Annotated in this window: 22 protein-coding genes; 12 read left to right on the top strand and 10 right to left on the bottom strand. The window is 43.1% G+C overall.

All coding sequences use genetic code 11. From position 1 onward, the window contains the following. Nucleotides 1–345: 345 nt before the first annotated feature. Together pssA and ACOQOE_RS02490 are read right to left on the bottom strand one after the other, a co-directional pair. A complete protein-coding gene (gene pssA / locus ACOQOE_RS02495) occupies nt 346–1,101 on the bottom strand; it encodes a CDP-diacylglycerol--serine O-phosphatidyltransferase (protein WP_420554830.1) in 756 nt (251 codons plus the stop codon). A 196-nt stretch (nt 1,102–1,297) separates the two neighbouring features. Continuing rightward, entirely contained in the window at nt 1,298–2,296 is a 999-nt protein-coding gene (locus tag ACOQOE_RS02490; protein WP_067866622.1) for a patatin-like phospholipase family protein, read from the bottom strand. A gap of 157 nt (nt 2,297–2,453) precedes the next feature. Here ACOQOE_RS02490 and ilvY point away from each other — a divergent pair, with 157 nt between their 5' ends. After that, the gene (gene ilvY, locus ACOQOE_RS02485) at nt 2,454–3,332 is read left to right on the top strand and encodes an HTH-type transcriptional activator IlvY (protein WP_067866624.1); all 879 of its coding nucleotides are present in this window, start codon (nt 2,454–2,456) and stop codon (nt 3,330–3,332) included. A gap of 8 nt (nt 3,333–3,340) precedes the next feature. On the opposite strand, the gene ACOQOE_RS02480 is transcribed toward ilvY, so the two are convergent. From ACOQOE_RS02480 to ACOQOE_RS02470, 3 genes are all read right to left on the bottom strand, one after another. Continuing rightward, nucleotides 3,341–4,075, bottom strand: coding sequence for a sterol desaturase family protein (locus ACOQOE_RS02480; RefSeq protein ID WP_420554829.1), 735 nt, complete (start codon nt 4,073–4,075; stop codon nt 3,341–3,343). 68 nt (nt 4,076–4,143) lie between these two features. Beyond that, nucleotides 4,144–4,539, bottom strand: coding sequence for an acyl-CoA thioesterase (locus ACOQOE_RS02475; protein ID WP_067866629.1), 396 nt, complete (start codon nt 4,537–4,539; stop codon nt 4,144–4,146). A gap of 786 nt (nt 4,540–5,325) precedes the next feature. Next, on the bottom strand, nt 5,326–5,997 hold the full coding sequence (locus ACOQOE_RS02470; RefSeq protein ID WP_067866632.1) for a Bax inhibitor-1/YccA family protein: 672 nt from the start codon (nt 5,995–5,997) through the stop codon (nt 5,326–5,328). A 133-nt stretch (nt 5,998–6,130) separates the two neighbouring features. Between ACOQOE_RS02470 and nhaR the strand changes: the two genes are divergently transcribed. Next, complete coding sequence (nhaR, locus tag ACOQOE_RS02465) at nt 6,131–7,021, top strand: transcriptional activator NhaR (RefSeq protein ID WP_067866634.1); 891 nt, start codon at nt 6,131–6,133, stop codon at nt 7,019–7,021. Nucleotides 7,022–7,095: 74 nt separating this feature from the next. Here nhaR and fba read toward each other — a convergent pair whose 3' ends face one another. The 4 genes from fba to tkt form a co-directional block, all read right to left on the bottom strand. Next, nucleotides 7,096–8,160 (bottom strand): class II fructose-bisphosphate aldolase, encoded by a 1,065-nt coding sequence (gene fba / locus ACOQOE_RS02460; RefSeq protein WP_420554828.1) that lies wholly within the window; start codon nt 8,158–8,160, stop codon nt 7,096–7,098. A gap of 79 nt (nt 8,161–8,239) precedes the next feature. Continuing rightward, a complete protein-coding gene (locus ACOQOE_RS02455) occupies nt 8,240–9,403 on the bottom strand; it encodes a phosphoglycerate kinase (RefSeq protein WP_067866638.1) in 1,164 nt (387 codons plus the stop codon). A 102-nt stretch (nt 9,404–9,505) separates the two neighbouring features. Further along, nucleotides 9,506–10,525: a type I glyceraldehyde-3-phosphate dehydrogenase gene (locus ACOQOE_RS02450; RefSeq protein WP_067866640.1), complete on the bottom strand. Its 1,020-nt coding sequence runs from the start codon at nt 10,523–10,525 to the stop codon at nt 9,506–9,508. 77 nt (nt 10,526–10,602) lie between these two features. Beyond that, complete coding sequence (gene tkt, locus ACOQOE_RS02445) at nt 10,603–12,597, bottom strand: transketolase (RefSeq protein WP_420554827.1); 1,995 nt, start codon at nt 12,595–12,597, stop codon at nt 10,603–10,605. A gap of 311 nt (nt 12,598–12,908) precedes the next feature. On the opposite strand from tkt, the gene metK reads away from it, so the two are divergent. Continuing rightward, nucleotides 12,909–14,099: a methionine adenosyltransferase gene (metK, locus tag ACOQOE_RS02440; protein ID WP_067866647.1), complete on the top strand. Its 1,191-nt coding sequence runs from the start codon at nt 12,909–12,911 to the stop codon at nt 14,097–14,099. Nucleotides 14,100–14,170: 71 nt separating this feature from the next. On the opposite strand, the gene ACOQOE_RS02435 is transcribed toward metK, so the two are convergent. Then, nucleotides 14,171–15,313, bottom strand: coding sequence for an IS4 family transposase (locus tag ACOQOE_RS02435; RefSeq protein ID WP_420553815.1), 1,143 nt, complete (start codon nt 15,311–15,313; stop codon nt 14,171–14,173). 183 nt (nt 15,314–15,496) lie between these two features. On the opposite strand from ACOQOE_RS02435, the gene ACOQOE_RS02430 reads away from it, so the two are divergent. From ACOQOE_RS02430 to ACOQOE_RS02390, 9 genes are read left to right on the top strand one after another with little or no spacing between them, the layout of a single operon-like run. Further along, the gene (locus ACOQOE_RS02430) at nt 15,497–17,626 is read left to right on the top strand and encodes an EAL domain-containing protein (protein WP_067866649.1); all 2,130 of its coding nucleotides are present in this window, start codon (nt 15,497–15,499) and stop codon (nt 17,624–17,626) included. A 31-nt stretch (nt 17,627–17,657) separates the two neighbouring features. Further along, nucleotides 17,658–18,386: a 16S rRNA (uracil(1498)-N(3))-methyltransferase gene (locus ACOQOE_RS02425; RefSeq protein WP_420554826.1), complete on the top strand. Its 729-nt coding sequence runs from the start codon at nt 17,658–17,660 to the stop codon at nt 18,384–18,386. Nucleotides 18,387–18,444: 58 nt separating this feature from the next. Next, a complete protein-coding gene (gene gshB, locus ACOQOE_RS02420; RefSeq protein ID WP_420554825.1) occupies nt 18,445–19,392 on the top strand; it encodes a glutathione synthase in 948 nt (315 codons plus the stop codon). Between the two features lie 32 nt (nt 19,393–19,424). Then, on the top strand, nt 19,425–20,372 hold the full coding sequence (locus ACOQOE_RS02415; protein ID WP_067866654.1) for an energy transducer TonB: 948 nt from the start codon (nt 19,425–19,427) through the stop codon (nt 20,370–20,372). 35 nt (nt 20,373–20,407) lie between these two features. Beyond that, entirely contained in the window at nt 20,408–20,980 is a 573-nt protein-coding gene (locus ACOQOE_RS02410) for a YqgE/AlgH family protein (RefSeq protein WP_067866657.1), read from the top strand. Nucleotides 20,981–21,036: 56 nt separating this feature from the next. Then, nucleotides 21,037–21,513, top strand: coding sequence for a Holliday junction resolvase RuvX (gene ruvX / locus ACOQOE_RS02405; protein ID WP_067866659.1), 477 nt, complete (start codon nt 21,037–21,039; stop codon nt 21,511–21,513). Further along, the gene (gene pyrR, locus ACOQOE_RS02400; protein ID WP_420554824.1) at nt 21,494–22,009 is read left to right on the top strand and encodes a bifunctional pyr operon transcriptional regulator/uracil phosphoribosyltransferase PyrR; all 516 of its coding nucleotides are present in this window, start codon (nt 21,494–21,496) and stop codon (nt 22,007–22,009) included. Before ruvX ends, pyrR begins: the two co-directional genes overlap by 20 nt. A gap of 9 nt (nt 22,010–22,018) precedes the next feature. Beyond that, nucleotides 22,019–23,023: an aspartate carbamoyltransferase catalytic subunit gene (locus ACOQOE_RS02395; RefSeq protein WP_067866663.1), complete on the top strand. Its 1,005-nt coding sequence runs from the start codon at nt 22,019–22,021 to the stop codon at nt 23,021–23,023. Nucleotides 23,024–23,028: 5 nt separating this feature from the next. Then, nucleotides 23,029–24,306: a dihydroorotase gene (locus ACOQOE_RS02390; protein ID WP_420554823.1), complete on the top strand. Its 1,278-nt coding sequence runs from the start codon at nt 23,029–23,031 to the stop codon at nt 24,304–24,306. The last annotated feature ends 33 nt before the right edge of the window (nt 24,307–24,339 follow it).

Below are 24,339 nucleotides of genomic sequence, written 5' to 3'. Positions count from 1 at the left end.
TCAAGGAGTTAATTTAACCTTTACTTAGGTCATTCAGCGCTGCTTTGCAGGCCTCCCTTAGCAAGGACGGCGAATTATAGACACTTCCCAAACAACGTCAACAGGCAAAACTAAAAAACTGTGAAATAAAGGCAAAAAAGTGAGATTAAGCGGAAATCGGGGCGAAACTGGTTGTTTTACGATCAAACCAAACCCTCTCCCTTATTAAACAGAGATAAACCCCTAGTAATACACATATATGTTTTATTAACTAAAATAAGACTAGTACTCATTAGGTTATTATTTGTAAATAGAAAGTAACGAACGGATACAAAAGCGGCCTTCATAATAGAAGGCCGCTTAAACTTACATACTAGATTTGTGTTTACTCTTTCGCCAAGCCCAGAGCAATGGCCCAGAGATCGCATACGCCAAAAAGAGTATCCACAGAAATATTGCAGGACTAATAGATATTACACCTACAGCCAACACAATGCCTGCAAGGATAAGAAAGGGCACCTTCTCTTTTAGGTTTACATCTTTAAAGCTGTAATAAAGAACATTACTCACCATCAAAACACCTACGATAGCAACATAAGCAGCGATAAGATAAACATAAGGACCACCGTCTATATCATATTCAGTCGCAGCCCAGACAAGACCTGCTACGGCCGCGGCGGCGGCTGGGCTAGGCAAACCGATAAAATAGCGTTTATCTGTAGAACCTATCTGGGTATTAAAACGTGCAAGTCTTAATGCCGCACCAGCCACATACACAAACGCAGCAAACCAGCCCAACTTACCTATATCATCCAAGACCCAATTAAATACCACTAAAGATGGCGCAACCCCAAAAGAAACCATATCTGCCAATGAATCATATTCTGCACCAAATGCACTGGAGGTATTGGTCATACGAGCAACCCGCCCATCCAAACCATCAAGTACCATAGCAACAAAGATAGCAACTGCAGCATTTTCAAAATGCCCGTTCATACTAGCAACTACGGCATAAAACCCCGAAAAAAGCGCACCCGTTGTAAAGAGATTTGGTAAAAGGTAAATACCTCGACTACGCGGCTTAACTGATTCCGGTTTATCTTCATTCTGAAAGTCTGTCATTGCTCTTCAAATCACCTAATTAAGCATGCAAAAACACATTCTACTGCGCTAGAGGTTAGGAAGCCATGTTATCAAATAAATCAATTTTTCCATTGTTGTTGATCGACAAAAAAACCTTCTACAAATCACTCTACTCTCAGACCTGCTGGTAAGTTCACGCTAATTGCTGACAACCAACCTCTATCAAAAACTCTTATTATAAAAATAGAGGTTCTAGATCACAGCTAGGTTTATTACCAATCTTGTCCCAGTTTTCTACAATCCATCGATCTGCGGTTAAACGCCCTTTTTCTTTTAACTCCTGTAGAAATGTCTGCCGAGTATCGTACTTACTCGCTTGCTCTAAAGATGAGAAAACCTCTCCTGATTCAATTAAATGAAAGCGTAGATTCCTAAAACGACGCTCCAATCCATTAAGACTAAAATAGCAACCTTTTGCTTGCTGCAAGGTATAACTGATCGCACGCATCTCTCGTAAAAAAGTGCTCTGAAAACCAAGCTCTGTTACTCTTTGATTAATTGCTTGCGACGTAGTGGGCACCTCCCCGCCCTGAAGGGGCTGTAACAAAACCAGCAATATGTCATCTTCTTTACAATCAAATATCAATGGATATACCGCAGGGTTACCTGAGAAGCCTCCGTCCCAATAGTAGCTCCCATCAATTTCGATTGCTTTATGCAATGTTGGCAAACAAGCCGATGCTAGAGCATGCTCTACCGTCAACTCATTTTCTCTAAACAGCTTGATCTTCCCGCTACTGACGTCCGTAGCAGCAATAAACAGCTTAATTGGCGACGCTTCTTTCAATTTTTCAAAATCAACAAGATCCTCTAGTAAATATCGCAAAGGATTAATATCTAGCGGATTAAGATCGTATGGGGAAATATAACGCAACAGATCCATCACCCAACCCGCCATGGACGTCATTTGCGTATCATGTAATTGAGAACCTAAAAGCTCCCCTGGAGAATTCAACGAAACCTGTGTCCAAAACTTATCTAATAAGGCTCTTGCACCTTGAGCTTTACCTTCCTGCCAACCATGCGCAAGCAATATGGCATTCATAGCCCCCGCACTCGTACCCGTTACAGCCTTTGGCTTAAAATCCTCCTCTAACAAGCGATCAAGAACCCCCCAAGCAAAAGCACCATGCGCTCCGCCACCCTGTAAGGCCAGATTCAATATCTTTGTCATAATGAGCCTCCGGTTTTATTGTGCACCGCACAATAGTAGCATAAATATTAAACACTACCGAAAGCAAATAAGCCTAAAAACTAAGATCACTAGTTCCAAATCCCACTAAATAGCATAAACTAATGGCAAATATTTCAATATTTGCAACAAAGTACATATGGATATAAAACAGCTACGACAATTTATTCACTTAGCAGACAGCCTACATTTTGGCCGCGCGAGTGAAGCATCTCACATTAGCCCTTCTGCCTTGAGTAGAAGCATAAAACAACTCGAAGACGAAGTCGGTGTGTCCCTTTTTGATCGGGATAATAGAAGTGTTGCTTTAACCGCAGAAGGAAATATATTTCTTAGCTATGCTCGGGAGTCCCTAACCCAGTGGAATACCCTAAAAACTCAACTAATGGAACGTACAGGAGAATTACAGGGCCAAATCAGTATGTACTGCTCCGTTACCGCTAGCTATAGTTTTTTATTTGCCATCCTCAGCGAATTTAGAAGTAACTACCCTAAAATTGAAATAAAACTACACACCGGCGATCCTGAACATGCCATCAATCAAGTTCTTTCAGGTAATGAAGATTTTGCTATCACAGCCAAGCCTGACTCTCTACCGACCGGTCTAGCATTTAAACCGATTGCGCTATCTCCCTTATTATTCATTGCCCCCAAACAAGGGATTGAAGGCAAACCTAGATCAATTAATAAACTCGATGAAACAGTACCTATGATACTGTCTGAGGAAGGCATTGCCCGAAAGCGCATAGATCGCTGGCTAAAAGAACAAACAATAAAACCACTTATTTATGCCCAAGTTGCGGGTAATGAAGCGATTGTCAGCATGGTAAGCCTAGGCTTTGGCGTTGGGGTTGTTCCGCAAATAGTGCTAGACAATAGCCCTCTAGCTAATACTGTCGATATTCTAGACATCTCCCCAAAACTGAAAGCTTACGAAGTAGGGATCATCACTTTAGAAAAAAAGCTCAAAAATCCTTTAGTTAGCGCATTCTGGGCGCAACTAAAATCTAGCCTCTAAAGAGCTCATTAACGGCGAAACGGAAGCGAAATCATTCCTTTAAGAGAGCATACCAAGCTCGGTTCTTTAAGTTCAGATAAACCTATATCCATACCTAAATGACCTTTTTGTGGCTGCGCCGTGTAAGTTGAAAACAAGCGATCCCAGCAAGAAAGAGAGAATCCATAATTACTATCCGTTTCTTGTTGAATCTGCGAGTGATGCACTCGATGCATATCCGGCGTTACCAAAAACATCCTTACGAACTTATCCACAGTACGAGGAAGTTGAATATTACTATGATTGAACATGGCCGATGCATTCAAAAGGATTTCAAAAACAAGTACCGCAACAGCAGGTGCTCCCAACAAAACAATAGCCGCCATTTTGACTAACATTGATAACAAAATCTCTAGTGGATGGAACCTCGCACCGGTAGTGACATCATAGTCAAGATCAGCATGATGCACTTTATGTAAAGCCCATAACATCGGTATTTTATGAAATAAAACATGCTGCCAGTAGATCAGCATATCTAAAGTCACAACCGCTATAAACGTACTTAAAAATAGCGGTACCCCCAGTAAATTCAGTAACCCGTATCCCTTCTGCTCAACTAGAAGCGCAACCCCAACGGCAGCAACTGGAAACAATATCCTAAGTATCAAACTATTCAGAAAAACCAATGCAAGGTTATTGCTCCACCTATACCATCGAGTAAAATTAAGTGGACGACAAGGCCTAACTCTCTCCCACAGAGCCATAATCAAAAACACCCCAAAAAAGGCGCCTAGACGCAGATACAGTTCATTAGTTAACAACCAGCTTTCCATCACTCCGCCAGCTCGATTAAAGCTTCTATTTCTGGCAATACACAAGGCCTACCACGTTGATTTAACGCAACGCCGATAACAAGAGCCTCAAGCACGATGGCTCCATCCGAACAAATAACCTGCTGACGAAACCCAAACTTTACTTTACTAATGCGCTCCACATTCACACGCACCTCAAAACAATCACCACTGGTCAGCGAGCGTTTGTAATCCATTTCAGAACGAACAACAACCAAGTGTATTTTTTGGGCCGTTAACGCTGCAAAGTTAATCCCTTTAGCAAGTAAAAATTCATGTCGAGCATGTTCTAAATAATTAAAATAAACACCATTATTTACAATACCTTGCAGATCACACTCATAATCTCGAACTTTAAACGCTAAGCAAAATGACATGAATTCTCCTTTTATATTTTTTCACAAAAAATAACCAAGATACTAAACAATACGCAAAACCCATAAAGCACAAGCCACACTCTTGAATAAAACGACTAAGGACTTAGGATTAATGCATAGTTTTAAATAAGGTTATACAACGATAGTTAACGCGCTCGGCTTAGACACTACAAGCAACAACAAGTTGCCATGTACTTCCAATACTACAAAAAAATTGTCGTTGAAATTAAATAATTAAACGATGGTAACCCACAAAGAGAGCCAACCATTTAACGCCACAATCTCTGCGCCTAAACAGTAAAGAGGATATGTATACCTACCGAGCACTATAAGTGAAGTTACCTATGTGGTCAGGTTCACTATGAGATAACACCACCTTACTCAACCTTCCAATATTGCTATTACTCCCGTTGCCGCCAAGCTACAGGCAGCGACCATGCAAGTAATATCATTATTCCGCCAGCGTAATTTAATGAACTCAATGTAAACCTAACAACCCATATAACCATACTAGATTTTGACTTCAGCTATCGGCTGGGGAAAACGAAGGGAAAACACTTGCCCATGAATTGCTTAGGTTACATAAACAAGAACAAAAAAACAGTTGAAGTAGCAGGTTTCTATACCTTAGCTTTCCCAAAATAGGCATTAGTTATTTAGATATCAGAACACTCAGCGACCTATATTAAGTCGTGACTGACAGGTTGGCAGGCCCTAAAAGAAAAAAGGCGGCTCTTTGGAAGAGCCGCCTATAAAATCCCTAACAGGGTTTATTACATAGCTAATTTACTCATCTCCACCCAAAAAACCTAAAAGGTGTAACAAACTAGTGAACAAATTGTATATTGAAAGGTACAAAGAAACGGTCGCCATAATGTAGTTTGTCTCACCGCCATGAAGGATATTACTTGTTTCATAGAGAATAAAACCGGACATTAACAACACGAACATGGCGGAAACTGCTAAAGATAAAGCAGGCATCTGGAAAAAGAAGGCCGCTAAGCTCGCAACGACACCTAAAATCATCCCGACCATCAAGAAACCACCCATGAAGCTAAAATTCTTCTTGGTAGTTAAGACATAAGCCGACAAAGCCAAAAATATAATCCCCGTCATCCCCATAGCATTCATAACTATAGCGCCGCCACCAGGCATAGAAAGATAGTGCCCAACGATAGGCCCTAAGGTATATCCCATGAACCCCGTCAGCGCAAAAACGGAGGGAAGCCCCCAAATACTATTGCTTAATTTAGCGGTTAAGAAAAACAACCCTAAAAAGCCTACTAAAGAGATAATGATGCCGGGGTGGGGAAGTTGCAGCAATAAAGAACCACCCGCCATAATCGCACTAAATAGCAGCGTAAGGGACAACAATGCATATGTATTGCGCAGTACCTTATTCGTCTCAATCGCAGATGATTGCGAATAAGTCGCGGAAGAACTCATAGATGTTTTCATAACACCCCTCCTAAAAAAAATTAACCAAAAGCCTATAAAGGCCTTCCGGCACCAACCTTAACAAACTAAACGGCTTCCAAATTCAACTAAAGTCGATTATTCTTAAATAAATAATCGTTTTTTACGAGTACTTATGATTAATTACAAACATCTTCACTATTTTTGGATGGTGGCTAAAGAGGGAAGCATAGTTGCAGCAGCTGAGCGCCTGAACGTCACACCACATACCATTAGCGCGCAACTAGGCTTATTAGATGATTATTTAGGCTGCTCCCTATTTACCAAAGTTGGCCGACAATTAGAGCTCACAGAAACAGGTCATATGGTACTAAGTTATGCCACTGATATATTTTCATTAGGTGGTGAACTAGAAGAGCGCGTACGCAATTTAGATAAAAATCGCCCACTGGTCTTTAAAGTTGGTGTCGTTGATGTCGTTCCGAAGTCTATTGCCTACCTTCTGCTTTCTCCAGCTATAGATGATATAAAAAATATACGCATGATCTGCCACGAAGGCGATGCTAACGAACTGCTCGCACAACTCGCACTCCATCGCCTCGATCTTGTTATTTCCGAATCTCCGATCCCTACCGACGTTAGTATTAACGGCTTTAGCCACAGTTTGGGGCGATGCGGTAGCAGTTTTATGGCACATCCAGACGTAGCAGCTCAACTTAGCGATGACTTTCCAAACAACCTGAATGGTAGTCCTATGCTGCTTCCAGGAGAAACCACTATTGTACGCAGTCAGCTTTTACAATGGTTCAGCAAAAACCGAATCCACCCGAGAGTCATCGGCGAATTTGACGATAGCGCTCTCATTAAAGCATTCGCAAATGCTGGCAAGGGTATTATGGTCGTACCTACACCGATCAAAGACGAGGTCACTGCTCAACTGGGATTAATCAGCCTAGGAGAGACAGATGAAATTGTGAATAACTTTTATGCCATTTCGATCGAACGAAAAATATCTCATACCGCCGTCGAGAAGATCACCACCTCAGCAAGAGACTGGTTAGACTAGCCTCCCAGCTACATACTATACACAAACAAAAAAACCGCTATTATTAGCGGTTTTTTATCAACCAATAACGACAACTAAACGATCTTTGGATTTAACACGCCAGCCTCATATTGCTCAGCCATATCTTCTAGAGAGATCGCAGTCATTTTAGATGCATTACCCGCCGTACCAAACGCTTCATAACGCGCAATACAAATATCAGTCATCGCATCCATTGTCTTCTTCAAATATTTACGCGGATCAAACTCAGTTGGATTTTCCGCCATAAATTTACGGATTGCGCCAGTAGATGCCAAGCGCAAATCAGTATCTATATTGACTTTACGCACGCCATATTTGATACCCTCAACAATCTGCTCAACGGGCACACCATAGGTTTCAGGAATCTCTCCACCGAACTCATTAATGACAGCCAACCATTCTTGAGGAACAGAAGATGAACCATGCATAACAAGATGAGTACCAGGGATACGATCGTGAATCGCTTTAATGCGGTCAATAGCTAAAATATCGCCAGTAGGTGGGCGAGTGAATTTATAAGCGCCATGGGAAGTGCCGCAAGCAATTGCCAATGCATCTACGCCTGTTTTATTCACAAAATCAGCAGCTTCATCAGGATCAGTCAACATCTGCTCTTGCGAAAGCGTACCTTCAGCACCAACACCATCTTCTTCACCCGCTTGTCCTGTCTCTAGTGACCCTAGGCAACCTAGTTCCCCCTCGACAGAAACACCACACGCATGTGCCATCTCAACCGTACGGCGAGTAACATCAACATTATACTCATAGCTTGATGGCGTTTTACCATCAGACATAAGAGAACCATCCATCATTACGGATGAGAAACCCATTGCTATTGAACGTTGGCAGATAGCAGGCGACGTACCGTGATCTTGGTGCATACATACAGGGATATGAGGAAACTCAGCGATAGCTGCTTCAATCATATGACGCAAGAAATTGGAGCCTGCATATTTACGCGCACCGGCTGATGCCTGAACAATCACTGGAGAATTTGTTTTATTTGCGGCTTCCATAATCGCGCGCATCTGTTCCAGGTTGTTCACGTTAAATGCTGGAATGCCATAGTTGTACTCAGCAGCATGATCCAGCAGCTGACGCATGGAAATTAAAGCCATTTTGTCACCCTTTTATGTCCGTTAATATTGCCGTCAGGCAATAAGATAGGCGCAGTGTAACACCCATCACTTATTAAAATTATGAATTCTTCGTTTCTAAGGCTGCCACAGCAGGCAATATTTTCCCTTCTACGAACTCAAGGAACGCACCACCACCTGTAGAGATATAAGATACTTTATCAGCGATATCATACTTATCAACAGCCGCAAGGGTGTCACCACCACCCGCAATGGAAAAACCTTGGTTTTCAGCAATTGCTAAAGATAAAGCTTTGGTACCTTCACCAAACTGATCAAACTCAAAAACGCCCACAGGGCCATTCCAAATAATCGTACCTGCAGTTTTTAATAGCTCAGCTAACTGCTTAGCCGATTGTGGACCTATATCTAAGATCATGTCATCTTCGGCCACATCATCAACCAGCTTAACCGTTGCTTCAGCTGTTTCAGAAAAATCTTTAGCAACCACGACATCGACCGGCAGAGGAATATTTGTCTTTTCCATGAGTGCTTGCGCAACCGGAATTAAATCATGCTCACACAAAGATTTACCTACGGGCTTACCTGCAGCGGCAAGGAAAGTATTCGCAATACCCCCACCGACAATCAGCTGATCTACATTAGCCGACAGCGCATTTAAGACTTCTAATTTGGTTGAAACTTTAGAACCACCAACTATTGCTGCAAGCGGAGGCGTCGGTTTGTCTAGCGCTTTACCTAAAGCCTCAAGCTCTCCTGCCAGTAAAGGTCCAGCACACGCAACTTGTGCAAACTGAGCCACACCATGAGTAGAAGCCTGTGCACGATGAGCCGTACCAAATGCATCCATCACATATACATCGCACAAGGCTGCCATCTTTTTAGCTAGCAACTCATCGTCTTTCTTTTCGCCAACATTAAAACGCACATTTTCAAGAAGGGCTAAGCCACCCTCTTTAACGTCAAAACCACCATCTAACCAATCTTTAATTAATGGAACATCACGCCCCAATAATTTAGCTAAATGGTTAGCAACGGGTTGCAGAGAGAACGCTTCGTTATATTCGCCTTCCGTTGGACGACCTAGGTGAGACATGATCATCACCTTAGCACCTGCTTCTAGCGCCAGCTCAATTGTAGGAAGCGCTGCACGAATACGTGCATCTGATGTTACTTCACCATTTTTTACTGGAACATTTAGGTCTTCACGGATCAAAACGCGCTTGCCGTTTAGATCCAGTTCACTCATTTTTAGTACGCTCATGACGTGCCCTAATTATATTTAAAAATTAAGATTGAAAAATTGTCGCTACTCGAACCTGTAGATCTTATCTATCAGGCTCAATTGAAATTTTACTTTCTACAATCAAGCCAATTGTAACCAATGTTTAGCTACATCTAGCATTCGATTGGCAAAGCCCCATTCATTATCAAACCAACAAACCACTTTAACTAAATGCCCTTCAGATACTTTAGTTTGAGTACCATCCACAACAGCAGATCGAGCATCACGATTGAAGTCTACCGATGCATGGGGCTCTTCGGTATAGCCCAATAGTCCTTTTAAAGCACCCTGCATCGACGCTTGAAGTAATATCTGATTAACCACCTCAACTGAGGTCTCTTTATCAACATTAATCGACATATCCATCATCGATACATTAATCGTAGGAACACGAATATGCAGGCATTGAAACTTACCTTCTAAATGCGGCAGCAAACGATCAATACCTTTATCTAAACCTGTATCAACCGGCACTATAGAATGCATTGCACTACGGGTTAATCGCAGATCGGTTTGATGATAACTATCGATTACCGGCTGATCATTCATCGCTGAGTGAATCGTTGTCGTCACGCCATTCTGAATACCTAGTTCTCTATCTAGCAGATCCAAAACAGGGATAATACAGTTAGTGGTACAAGATGCAGCAGAGACAATCTGATGCTCAGCTCTTAACTCTTGTTCATTCAAACCATAAACAATTGTTGCATCCACATCTGTCGTAGCGGGCTGCGAAAAAAGCAACCTTTTTGCGCCCTGCTTCAGGTGTTCATCTGCAGCCTCTCTAGATTTAAAAGACCCAGAACATTCAAAAATAAGATCTATATCTAGCTCAGACCAAGGCAGGTTTTTAACCTCAGATTCATTAATAACATCAATTTTATCGCCATTGATGATTAATTTCTTACCATCATGCTCCACTGAGGCGGGAAAGCGTCCATGGGTCGTATCATAACGCGTTAAATAAGTTACCGTTTCTATATCGGAAAGCTCGTTGATAACAACGACCTTAAAAATATTTTGTAGGCCATTCTCATAGATTGCTCGCAGTACACATTGACCGATTCGACCATAGCCATTTATTGCAACGCGATAGTTCAATCTATTTACCTATATAGTAGATTAAAATAGAACAGAAAAGGCCCAGTCTAGACTGGGCCTTAAGTTTCAATAGGTGATTAAAGTACTGATTTAACGGTATCTACAACATTTTCTATTGTAAAACCAAAGTACTTAAATAAGTCACCCGCCGGAGCCGACTCACCAAAGGTACGCATACCCACAATCGCTCCATCCAATCCTACATACTTGTACCAGAAATCAGCTTGCGCAGCCTCAACAGCAACACGTGCTGTGATTGCTGAAGGCAGAACCGATTCGCGATATTCCGCACTTTGTTTATCAAACAAGTTAGTTTCAGGCATTGAAACTACACGAACCTTAGTTCCTTCCGCTGCTAAAGCGTCTGCAGCATCCATAGCTAAACCGATTTCTGAACCTGTCGCTATAAGAATAGCATCAGGCTGACCATCAGTATCACGAAGGATATAACCACCTTTCCTAATATTCTCTATCTGTTCCGCTGTACGCAGTTGATGGGGTAAATTCTGACGTGAGAACACCATCGCTGTAGGGCCATCAACGCGCTCTAATGCAGCTTTCCAAGCAACCGCAGACTCAACTGCATCGCATGGACGCCAGCAGCTCATATTTGGAGTATGACGAAGGTTTGAGATCTGTTCAATCGGCTGATGGGTCGGGCCATCTTCGCCCAGACCTATAGAATCATGGGTATACACATGTATTGCACGCAGCTTCATCAATGCCGCCATACGTAAAGCATTACGTGCATATTCCATAAAGACTAAGAACGTCGCGCCGTAAGGAATAAAGCCACCATGAAGAGCAATACCATTCATGATTGCGGACATACCAAATTCACGAACACCGTAGAAAAGGTAATTACCATTAGGATCATCTTTAGTCACACCTTTACAGCCAGACCAAAGGGTCAAGTTAGAACCCGCAAGGTCAGCAGAACCACCTAAAAGTTCAGGCAATAATGGGCCATAGGCATTCAGTGCGTTCTGAGACGCTTTACGAGAAGCAATCGTTTCGCCTTTCTCATTAATTTCGTTGATCCAAGCATCCGCTTTATCAGAGAAATCGGCTGGAAGATCGCCTGAAATACGACGTAGAAGTTCAGCGGCCTCTTCAGGGTATTCTGCACGATAAGCAGCAAAACGATCATTCCACTCATTCTCTGCATGAACACCCGCTTCTTTTGCATCCCAATCCGCCGCTATATCTTCAGGAATTTCAAAAGCAGGATGTGTCCAACCTAAACGTTCACGAGTCAACGCGATTTCATCGTCGCCTAAAGGAGCGCCGTGGCAATCTTCTTTGCCTTCTTTATTAGGTGAACCAAAACCGATCACTGTTTTACAACAAATCAAAGTCGGCTGTTCTGTATTTTCTTGGGCTTGGGTAATCGCAGCACGGATCTGGTCAGCATCGTGTCCATCAACCGCAGGAATTACCTGCCAGCCATATGCTTCAAAACGTTTAATGTTATCATCCGTATACCAACCTTCAACTTCACCATCGATAGAGATGCCGTTGTCATCCCAAAAAGCGATCAACTTACCAAGACCTAAGGTTCCCGCAAGAGAACAAGCTTCATGGGAGATCCCTTCCATCATGCAACCATCGCCCATAAATACATAGGTATTATGATCAACGATCTGATGACCTTCACGGTTAAACTGCGCCGCTAAGGTTTTTTCAGCAATGGCAAAACCAACTGCATTAGTCACACCCTGGCCTAAAGGACCGGTCGTTGTCTCAACGCCGGGGCAGTAACCATATTCAGGATGTCCTGCGGTTTTAGCATGTAATTGGCGAAAATTCTTAAGATCTTCAATGGAGACATCATAGCCCGTTAAATGTAACAGACTGTAAATCAGCATAGAGCCATGTCCGTTAGACAAAATAAAACGGTCACGATCAAACCATTGAGGGTTAGCTGGGTTATGTGTCATGAAATCGTTCCATAACACTTCGGCGATATCAGCCATACCCATAGGGGCACCCGGGTGACCAGATTTTGCTTTCTGTACGGCATCCATGCTCAGCGCGCGGATCGCGTTGGCAAGTTCTCTACGAGAAGACATTAACTAAGCTCCTGGGCAGATAGCCCAATTTGAAGATTCAGGATAATTTGCGCGCAATTTTCTCGCAGATAGCGACTCGCATCAAATAAGATTTAGCATTTATTGACAAAAATGAGTGTTTTTCATGCAAAAAGTTAAAATTCTCACCATAAGAGCCTCTTAATAATATGCATTTGGCTAATCTCACGAGTAGAATACGTCCTTAATTTTTAGGCAGGCTCATACGGCCAGACTGTATTTCTTCTTTAAACTCTCTTTTGAGTATGAAATTGAGCCGACCTTGACCACTTGTTCACAAAGGTATTTTAACGATGAGCGAATACAGCTTATTTACATCAGAATCTGTTTCCGAAGGCCATCCGGACAAGATTGCCGACCAGATCTCTGATGCCGTACTTGATGCAATCATTGCTGAAGACAAATATGCCCGTGTAGCCTGCGAAACCATGGTAAAAACAGGTGTAGCTGTAGTATCAGGCGAAATAAGCACATCCGCTTGGGTAGATCTTGAAGACCTTGTCCGTAACGTTATCTGCGACATCGGATACACGTCATCCGATGTTGGTTATGACGGTGAAACCTGCGGCGTTATCAATATTATTGGTAAACAATCTATCGATATTGCCCAAGGTGTTGACCGCTCAAGACCAGAAGATCAAGGCGCGGGCGACCAAGGCCTTATGTTCGGTTACGCATCAAACGAAACGGATGTATTGATGCCTGCACCTATTACCTATGCGCACCGTCTGGTCGAGCGCCAAGCAGAAGCGCGTAAATCCGGCTTACTGCCTTGGTTACGCCCAGATGCAAAATCACAGTTAACGTTCCGCTATGAGAATGGTAAGCCGGTTGCAGTCGATGCTTTAGTGCTTTCTACACAGCACAATCCTGAAGTATCTCAAGCTGATTTACGCGAAGCGGTAATGGAACTTATAGTAAAACATGTAATCCCTCCGGAATGGATCACCAAAGACACAAAATTCCATATAAACCCAACCGGTAACTTTGTTATTGGCGGCCCTGTTGGTGATTGTGGCTTAACCGGTCGTAAGATCATTGTTGATACTTATGGGGGTATGGCGCGTCATGGTGGTGGTGCTTTCTCCGGCAAAGACCCTTCAAAAGTGGACCGTTCTGCTGCCTATGCAGGCAGATACGTTGCTAAAAATATTGTTGCGGCAGGTCTTGCCGATCGTTGTGAAATCCAAATTTCATACGCTATAGGCGTTGCTCAACCAACATCCGTCGCAATTAATACATTTGGAACTGGAAAAATATCTGATGAGAAGATTATCCAACTCATCAATGAACACTTTGACCTACGCCCTTATGCTATTACCACTATGCTGGATCTACTACATCCAATGTATCAGGCAACAGCAGCTTACGGTCACTTCGGTCGTAACCCATTTGAGATGGAATATAAAGGCGAGTCCTTTACCACGTTTACATGGGAGCGCACGGATAAGGCTGATGCACTACGTCAGGCTGCAAACCTATAAAAAAGTGCGAATACATAGATTTAATTAATTAAAAGCACCTTTCAGGTCACTGCTGTCCCACAATTTTTTAATCATAAAGGGATCCTCATCTGAGGGTCCCTTTTTTGTCGCTCTGGCGGTGACGGGTTTAGCAACTCTTTCAGAGCTTTTCGTTCAAATAAGCTTAGTTGAAGAATCCGCATTACTCTCTGTACGGTCCACCCCTTTTTCGCACAGTGCCGCGCATACGCTAACAAGAGATAGCTGATCATTGCGATCCAGATCTGCGTCATGACTGCATTTTGGGAACTACCTAAAAATGCTTTAATTTTCAGGTTTTGCTTAATCGCTTTGAAGAACAATTCCACCTGCCAACGGTCTTTATAAATAGCCGCAATTGTGCTGGCAGCTAATTTGAAGTTATTAGTTATAAAACGATACTGTCGCTTGGTTTCAGGGCAGGTAAATCCCACTAGGCGCAACTTGGGCGCGCCTTGTTTTTGGGCGTGCTGACTGGTTAGCCTAATACTCTGGTCATAATCAACACCTGCGCTTTGATGGTGTTCGATAACCTCATAGACCGCATTGGGTCTTAAGCGAGTCACGAAGCTAACTTCTTGTTTTGACAGTAATCCATACCAGCTGTAGTCGTTATACCCCTTATCAAATGCAACAATACTGCCTTTCGGAAAACGGAACTGACGGCCTTTGATTAGCTCGCTTTCCAGCCCGTGACTGAGGGCAGTAAACTCAGGAATGAGTGAGGCGTTATTCAACCCGACATGTAGTTTCATAGCCGCTTTAGTTTGGTGGCACTGTGCCCATGGAAAGAGCTTGAGAGACAGGTCGATCACGCTGGCATCTAATGAATAGAGAGGGTTTTTAAAGCGGAACTTATGGTTATTATCCCTTAATGAACAGCGCTGTAGTAGTTTATAAAATACAGCTTCATAAAGTTCAGCGGGTTGTTTTTCGTTCAGGCGAGCTAATGTTGTTCTGGCGATGGGTTTGGCGCCCAGATGATAAAGCTTGTGCTGCTGGCTGCGTAGACTGGATTCAATATCACGCAGGCTTTGACGGCCAGAAAGTTGTGACATGGACATCCCAATGAACTGATCCCAGCGAGATGCTGAACGTAATTTTTGCCCCTGATGATGTTGTTTTGCAAGCGCCTCAAATTCATGTCTCGGCAGAGGTTGCAGCAACTGATGAAAAGCGGTGTTATGATGTGACAAAGCCTGAGTCCTTTGGTTTAACTGGTGTGTGGTAACAACAGTTTACCAGTGGATCTCAGGCTTTTTCATTTACCATCCAAAACTATGGGACAGCAATGCCTTTCAGGTGCTTTTTTATTGCCTACATATTTTTATATGTCAATAATGGTAGCTTAATGCTTAATAGACAACTTGCTGTAAGTGATGACGCTAAGTAACTTTACAATAAGACAAAAATTAATAGGCCTCGTACTAATCCTTGCTTTAGGAATAGTCACGACCTCGTGCTTAGCCTTTTACTTTTCATACCAAGACACCCGATCTGGAAAACAAGAACAGATCCGAAGCATCGTTCAATCCGCTACAAGTCAGATCATATTACTTAATCAACGAAAACGATCACTTGAAATAAGCGCAGAAGAATTTGATACACGTCTACATGATCTAATTTACAGTACAGCCTACGGTCAACATGGCTACCTATACTTGCTAAAAAATGAGACTCAAATATATCTACACCCTAAGCGTAGTGATCTTGAAGGGCAGTATATAGGACAGCTGGATAGCCCAGTTGATAGCACATTGATGCTTGATGGGTTAAAACAACTCAAGGAAAAGACTGACAAATCCCATAGCTGGCTTGTCTATTGGCCAAAACCTAACAGCCAAGTCCCAGTTGCTAAACTCATCTACGCACAGCATATACCTGATACCGACTTTATACTCGGCACGGGTGTATATATAGATGACCTCTTACCTCTCTATATAAAACGCGCGTTAAGCTACTTAATCATTACCCTTACTGTATTACTCGCATCCATTGCCGTAGCCCTACTTATCTCACGGAACATTGTTCGTCCAATCATTAATTTATCATCTCAAATGGAAAAACTATCGGAAGGAGATACCGATCAAACCGTCAGATTCACTAACCACCGTGATGAAATTGGGCAGATGGCACGAACTCTTGAACGATTCAGAGAATATTTAATTGAAAACAAACGCCTCAGATATGCCCAAGAGCATGTTCAATTTCTAGAGAACTTCGACCCTGTAACACGTTTGTATAACCGTCGAGCTATGGGCGAATCATTAGAACGTGAAATCATTCGAAATTCCGAGACACAAGGACAAATCTACTTTCTTTTCATCCGTTTAGATCTACTCAGAAATTTAACAATAGAGTTAGGCGATGAACAAAGAGACCAGATCTTAATTGAAACAGCAAACCGACTTAAAGGGATCCTATCTATAAACCATCGTTTAGCTAGACTTTCAGAAGGTTGTTTTGGCTTGATGCTCATAAACAAACCAGAAGAAACAAAAGTTGATGATTTAATAGAAACGATACTCCAAGCCATAGAGTGCCCGATTAAACTGCAAAACCTTCATATTCAGATAGTCGCTCGTATAGGGGTCACCTCTTATCCTGAAGATGGTGATCAGCAATTTGAGCTTATTGGCCGCTCTGAAATCGCAGCTAAAACTGCCCGTAAACAAGAACAAAGCTGGTTGTATTTCAGCCAAATAAAGGGACAGCAGGTCGAGACAAAAATGGAACTATGGCAGGACCTATCAACCGCTATAGATGAAGACCAGTTATATCTAGTTTTTCAACCATTGTTTGATCTGAATAACAATGCAGCCCTCTCTGCAGAAACGTTATTACGCTGGAACCATCCCGATTTAGGGCCCATATCTCCAGCTGTATTTGTTCCCCTTGCTGAACAAAGTGGACTCATCTCCCGTTTAGATGACTGGGTACTTGATGCCGTTGCCAAGCAATGCAGAAAATGGCTAAATACCGACTTAGTCTTTCCAAAAATTGCTATCAACCTATCAGGCATTAGTTTCTTACGCAGTAATTTTGAGAATAAGCTCCACAATATATTCAAGCAATATAACGTACCTCTTCAACATATAGAGCTAGAGCTTACTGAAGGCGTCTTAATTGAAGATCTTGCTCGTATCCAAGACAAACTCCATCGGGTAAGAGAAACTGGCGCTAGCATCTCAATTGATGATTTTGGTACTGGTTATTCATCCCTAAGCCGTATTAAGAATCTACCTATAGATCATATTAAAATTGATAAGTCTTTTATTGATGATCTGGATGTAGATACTCAAGATCTGAAAATAGTTCAGGCCATCATACTGATGGCTCAAGGGCTACAACTTAAAGTAGTTGCAGAAGGCGTAGAAACTGAACTACAACTATCTATTTTACGTGAAGCGAAATGCGATATAGTTCAAGGCTATCTACTCAGCCGCCCCCTTTCGGTTTCTGACTTTGAAGCATTGATCGATGAAGACCTTATTATTGAAGGCGACTGAATAAAAAAGACCGGCCGGACAATACACCTCTATGAGAATACCTAGATTTTACGACCCTCAACCACTCTCAGAGGGCGATGACATTGAATTAAGTGACGACGTAGTTCAACACGTCTCCAGAGCACTGCGCATGAAACCGGGCGAATACATCATTCTATTTAATGGTGACGGATTCGAATATAAAACTAAGCTCACCCATGTTGAAAAACGTACAGTTCATGCCCATATACAATCATTAATAACCGTCCATACTGAAAGCCCGCTACAAATAAGCATTGGACAATGCATATCCCGTGGCGAACGCATGGACTATGCCGTTCAAAAAAGTACAGAGATGGGAGCACAGGCAATTTCACCTCTGTTTTCAGAGCGCTGTGAAGTCAAATTACCAAAAGAGCGGCAAGCTAAACGTATTAGCCATTGGACCCAAATTGCAGTTAGCGCGTGCGAACAGTCTGGTCGCGTATCGCCTCCGGAAATTACAGCACCTAAGCAATTAAAAGAATGGTTACTCCTGCAAGATGCAGAACTTAAACTTGTTCTACATCACCATAGTGAACAACCTTTGCAGGAGATGGAAAGACCTAATTCGGTAGCCCTGCTAATAGGCCCTGAAGGCGGATTAACTGAAGAAGAAGTTGAACTAGCCGTCCGTCATGGGTTCAAACCGCTGACATTAGGCCCGAGAGTGATGCGCACAGAAACGGCACCGGTCGCTGCGCTAACCCTACTAAATTATCTATGGGGCGATTTAAGTTAACTTCCTCGCCTCAGCCTTACCTGCTTGAAGCTAGGTAATCAAATAGGACTTATAACAAATGGCAATTAAACTTGGCATAGTGATGGACCCGATTGATGACATCACTTTCAAAAAAGACAGTTCATTAGCAATGCTCTGGGCAGCTCAACAAAAAGGTTGGGAGCTGTGGTATATGGAACAACACCATCTATTTTCTCTTAATGGCAAAGCCCAAGCCAAAATGGCCCCCCTTTCCGTCGCCATGAATGAAGATGACTGGTTCACCCGCCAAGAGTACCAAACACGGGATCTATCGGATCTAGATGTTATCTTAATGCGCAAAGACCCTCCGTTTGATAATGAATTTATCTACACCACCTATCTACTTGAACAGGCAGAGAAAGAAGGCACATTAATTGTTAATAAGCCTCAAAGCTTACGTGACTATAATGAAAAGCTATTTGCCACACATTTTCCAGAGTGCTGTCCACCGGTATTAGTTAGCAAACACGATGAGCTATTACGTGCGTTCCATAAAGAGCACGGTGATGTCATATTCAAACCACTCGATGGTATGGGCGGCTCTCAGATCTATCGCATCAAAGAGGATGGATTGAATTTAGGGGTAATCATAGAGGCACTTACTGATCATGGCAAACAAACGATCATGGCTCAAAGGTATATCCCTGAAATTGTAGACGGCGATAAACGCATTCTGATGATAGATGGCGAACCCATCCCTTATGGGCTTGCACGTATCCCAACCAATGGTGAAACACGGGGCAACTTAGCTGCGGGAGGCCGCGGAGAAGGACGAGCGCTGACTGAACGGGAATATTGGATCTGCAAGCAAATAGCTCCAACTTTAAAAGAAAAGGGATTATTATTTGTAGGCTTAGATGTGATCGGTGATTATTTAACAGAGATAAATGTCACCAGCCCTACATGTATTCGAGAGATCGACAACCAATATGGTCTTGATATTGGGATGCAGTTAATGGATGCCATCGAAGCAAAATTAAGCTAAATACTAATCGGACAAAAAAGGCTATATAAAGAGTGAATACCGCTGCGACACAGACCGCTTCAGTTACTGAACGTTTCGGTTTCATTCTTTTCTTTGCCACTGCCCTTCACGCTATTGCTATCATTGGCATCACCTTTTCTGCGGACAACTACACACCTCCTCAAAAAACCATTGAGATAACCTTAGCTCAACACCAGCAAAAAGAAGCACCTAAGGAAGTTGATTTTATTGCCCAAGCCAATCAAACCGGCAGCGGTCAAAGCCTCAATAAACATCTTCCCACTAGCAATCAACAAGCAGACTTTCAAGATTTAAAAATCAATCCGCAAGCTGCTCAGCAAACTGCAATTTCGCCCGCTAAGGCGGAAATACAATCCGCCCCGATTGAGAAAAAGACTGTATCTAAAGAACAAAAGAAACCTCTACATACAAGTCAGGTGAAGAAAAAAGTCGTTACCACAACTCAACCGAGTCAGAAGAAAATTGCAAAAAAATCACAAAAACCACAAACGCAACAACCGGCACCAGCAACACCGGTAGGCTCAACCTCACTACTCGCTCGGAGCTTAGAGATAGCGAGCTTACAAGCCGAGATAGATAATCATCGTCAACTCATGGCTAAGCAGCCCAAAATTAGACGACTGACCTCCGCCTCTACAAAGAAAAGAGAAGACGCCCTCTATTTAGAAAATTGGCGTAAGAAGATAGAAAGCATTGGTAATTTACACTACCCAGAAGAGGCACGGCGTAACAAAATGTATGGTAGTTTGCGCCTATTAGTAGCGATAAAGCCTGATGGTGCAGTTAAAAGCATTGAGGTACTCGAATCCTCCGGCCAACCCATTCTTGATGATGCAGCCATTCGCATCGTGCGGCTGGCGGCTCCCTTCCAGCCCTTCCCTGTAGAAATGAGAAAAAGCACCGATCTTCTTGAGATAATTCGTACGTGGAAATTTGAGAAAAAAGCATACGTATACTAAGCCTTAATACAGTGCATTTAATATGAGCCTCACCTATGACCTCTTCATGCTACTGTTTACGTAATCATTTTTTAATTTCAATGCCCCATTTAAATGACCTTAACTTCTCACAAACCGTCACTTATATTTGCGACCATAGTGAGTATGGCGCTCTTGGCTTAGTTGTTAATCGCCCTATTGGTTTAACCCTGATTGAACTATGCAAACACCTCAACCTACCCTACTCCTCACTGCCTGACCAACAAACAGAGATTTATAGCGGCGGCCCTCTCCACAGTGATCGAGGCTATGTATTACATAAAGCAAACTCTCCTTTAGAGTGGACATCAAGCCATCTTATTGCCGACGATATCTGTCTCAGCACATCAACAGAATCAATAGAAGCGGCGGCAAAAGGCCACTTCAATCATCATTACTTAATCGCTTTAGGCTGCGCGAGTTGGGGGCCGAATCAATTGGAAGAAGAGATGATTGATAATGTATGGTTAAGCTGCCCTGCAAATTCAGATATACTATTCGATATGCCTGCAAGTAAACGGCTGCAGGCAGCAGCATCCATTTTAGGCGTAGATCTTGACCTACTGTCAACACATTCGGGGCACGCTTAAGACTGATCATTATAACGCAACTTAGTTGAGCCACTGTTTTAAGGTTTTAAGCATAAATGAGCAATTCTGTTAAACAGGCATTGGCCTTTGACTTCGGCACTTTACGTATAGGTATAGCAACGGGCCAATCCATTACTGGCACCGCGACCCCACTTGAACCTATAGCAGCTAGAGACGGCATCCCCAACTGGGAGCAATTAGCCAAAATAATCTCAGATTGGGCTCCTGATGCTCTGATCGTAGGTATCCCTCTCAACTATGACGGGACAATCAGCGATATGGCCTACCGTGCCCGTAAGTTTGCAAACCGCCTAAATGAACGCTACAAAATTCCATGCTTCTTGATGGATGAGCGTCTATCAACCGCCGAAGCCAAAGAGATACATTTCGCCGCAGGCGGTAGCGACAATTTCAAAAAAGAATCCGTCGATGGAATTGCTGCTCAACTTATTCTAGAAAGCTGGTTTAATTGCGATATTCACATTCCTAGCCATACTCGTTTGGAAGAAGTATATGATCTCAAGCACCCTTAACACCTCAGCACTGCTAGATAAAATGAAGCAGGAACTTACCGATCTGCTAGCCAAAAACAACAAAACTGACCCTCTGATGATCGGTATACATACAGGAGGCGCATGGCTAGCTCAAAAGCTGCATCAAGACTTAGGCATCAAGAGCCCCCTTGGCACTTTAGATATATCATTTCACCGTGATGACTTTGATCAAGCGGGTTTAAACCCCAAAGTTCAACCATCTAACCTTCCCTGCACAACAGAAGGCCGACACATTTTACTCGTCGACGATGTTATTATGAGCGGTAGGACAATCCGAGCAGCGCTAAACGAACTATTCGATTACGGACGCCCAGCCTCCGTTACCCTTATTACACTGCTTGATCTGCAACAACGCGAACTTCCTATACAAGCCGATATCATCGGCGGGAACTTAGTGATAAATCCAGATCAAATAGTAAAACTTACCGGTCCAGAGCCTCTTGCCCTGGAAATCCGTAACAGATCAAAAGACTGAGTGAACATCATGCTTGAACACACGGATCCTAGTCAGGTTCAACTCACTAAAGATGGCGAGTTAAAACACTTCATTACAACGGAACACCTCTCTCGAGAGGTGTTAACTGAAATTCTAGATACCGCCGACTCTTTTGTAGATCTGGGTGCCAAACAGGTAAAAAAGGTTCCTCTGTTACGCGGAAAAACCGTCGTAAACCTATTTTTTGAGGCCAGTACCCGCACGCTATCAACTTTTGAACTCGCGGCTAAACGACTCTCTGCCGATGTACTTAATCTCAATATAAGCACCTCATCCACATCAAAAGGGGAAACATTAAAGGACACCTTAATGACCCTCCATGCGATGCACTCGGATATGTTTGTTGTACGCCATTCAAGCAGCGGAGCGGCCCATTTTATCGCGGAGCATGTTACCCCAGACGTTGCCGTAATTAATGCAGGGGATGGTCGCCACGCTCATCCAACCCAAGCAATGTTAGATATGCTTACCATTCGCCAAGCAAAAGGTGCATTTGAGCCGCTATCTGTTGCTATTGTCGGCGACATTCTGCACTCACGGGTTGCTCGCTCACAAATTCACGCTCTCCGCACATTAGGCGTGGAGGACATTCGCGTCATTGCACCGAATACTTTACTCCCTCACCATATAGAAAGTCTTGGCGTAAAGGTCTACACCAACATGCAACAAGGCATTAAAGATGTAGATGTAGTAATGATGCTTAGACTACAAAAAGAACGTATGAATAGCGCGCTATTACCAAGCGAAAGTGAATTTTACAAACTGTACGGTTTAACTATGGATAAATTAGCTCTAGCTAAGCCAGATGCGGTTGTAATGCACCCCGGCCCCATTAATCGCGGTGTCGAAATTGCCTCATCAGTGGCCGATTGTGATCGATCATTGATTCTCGACCAAGTAACCAATGGCATTGCCGTTAGAATGGCTGTGATGTCTATGGCTGTAAGCGGACAAACAAAGAGCCGTTCCAATAATAATGGGACGGAGGTATAAGATTCATGAATATCCTTATTAAAAACGGACGACTCATCGATCCAGCCAATAAGATCGACAGCATTACTGATCTCTATATTTCTAATGGTCATATTGCCAGCATAAACACAGCGCCTGAAGGCTTTGTAGCTGATGAGTTAATCGATGCCAGTGATAAAATTGTCTGCCCCGGTTTAATTGATATATGCGCCCACGCTCGTGAGCCAGGCCCATCTCAGAAAGGTTCTATAAAAACAGAATCAATGGCAGCGGTTGCCGGTGGGATCACTACGATGATCACCCCACCCACAACCAATCCAATTATCGACACACCCGCCGTTGCCAAGCTCATTAAAGATCGCTGCACAGAGGCTGGAAAACTTACGATTCATCCCATGGGTGCTTTAACAAAAGCACTTGAGGGTGAGCAACTCTCACCTATGCATGCACTTGCCTCCTCAGGCTGCATAGCTTTTACAAACAGCCGCAACGCTATTGCTAACTCCCTTGTGCTTACCCGCTGTTTAGAGTACGCAGCAACTCATGACTTCTTAGTCGTATTTCAAGCTCAAGATGCAGCGTTAGCACAGGGTGGTTGTATGCATGATGACAGTACTTGTACTCGTCTGGGCCTCAATGGTATCCCTGAGTCTGCAGAAACCGTCGAAGTCGCTCGCTGCTTGCTGTTAACAGAGCAAACCGGCGTAAGAGCACACTTTGGACAGCTTTCCTGTGAACGCTCCGTACGCATGATCGCAGAAGCGCAAGAGAGAGGACTTCCAGTCACTGCCGATGTATCTATTCAAAATTTATTGTTAACTGATGAAAACGTTAATGGCTTCAATAATAATTTCCACCTAATACCTCCGCTTCGCAGTCAATTGGACAGAGCCGGTTTGATCCAAGGTTTAATAAGCGGCACAATTCAAGCAATCTGTTCCGACCATCAGCCCCACGAGCGAGCTGCAAAAGAAGCGCCCTTTGCTGATACAGAGCCAGGTATGATTGGGCTTGAAACTTTACTATCTTTATCTTTATGGCTTGTAGAGCAAGAGATGTTAGACCTGCCACAACTGATTGAGAAACTAACACTAGCGCCAGCGGCTATATTAGGTTTAGACGCAGGTAATTTAGCCATTGGACGTAAAGCAGACATATGTATTTTCGATCCTAAAGCGGAATGGATGCTGACACCTGAAACAAGCTACTCCCGAGGCAAAAACACCCCGTTTATGGACCATCCTCTAAAAGGGAAAGTAACTAATACGCTTCATAATGGCCAAGTTGTCTATTCAGCCAATTAGACCTGTAAGTTATATAAGTGACACACAAAAAAG

Origin of the sequence: Neptuniibacter marinus (assembly GCF_965223595.1) — a bacterium.
GTDB lineage: Bacteria > Pseudomonadota > Gammaproteobacteria > Pseudomonadales > Balneatricaceae > Neptuniibacter > Neptuniibacter marinus.
Note: the sequence above shows the minus strand (reverse complement) of the source record. Positions and strands in the feature narration are given on the sequence as shown.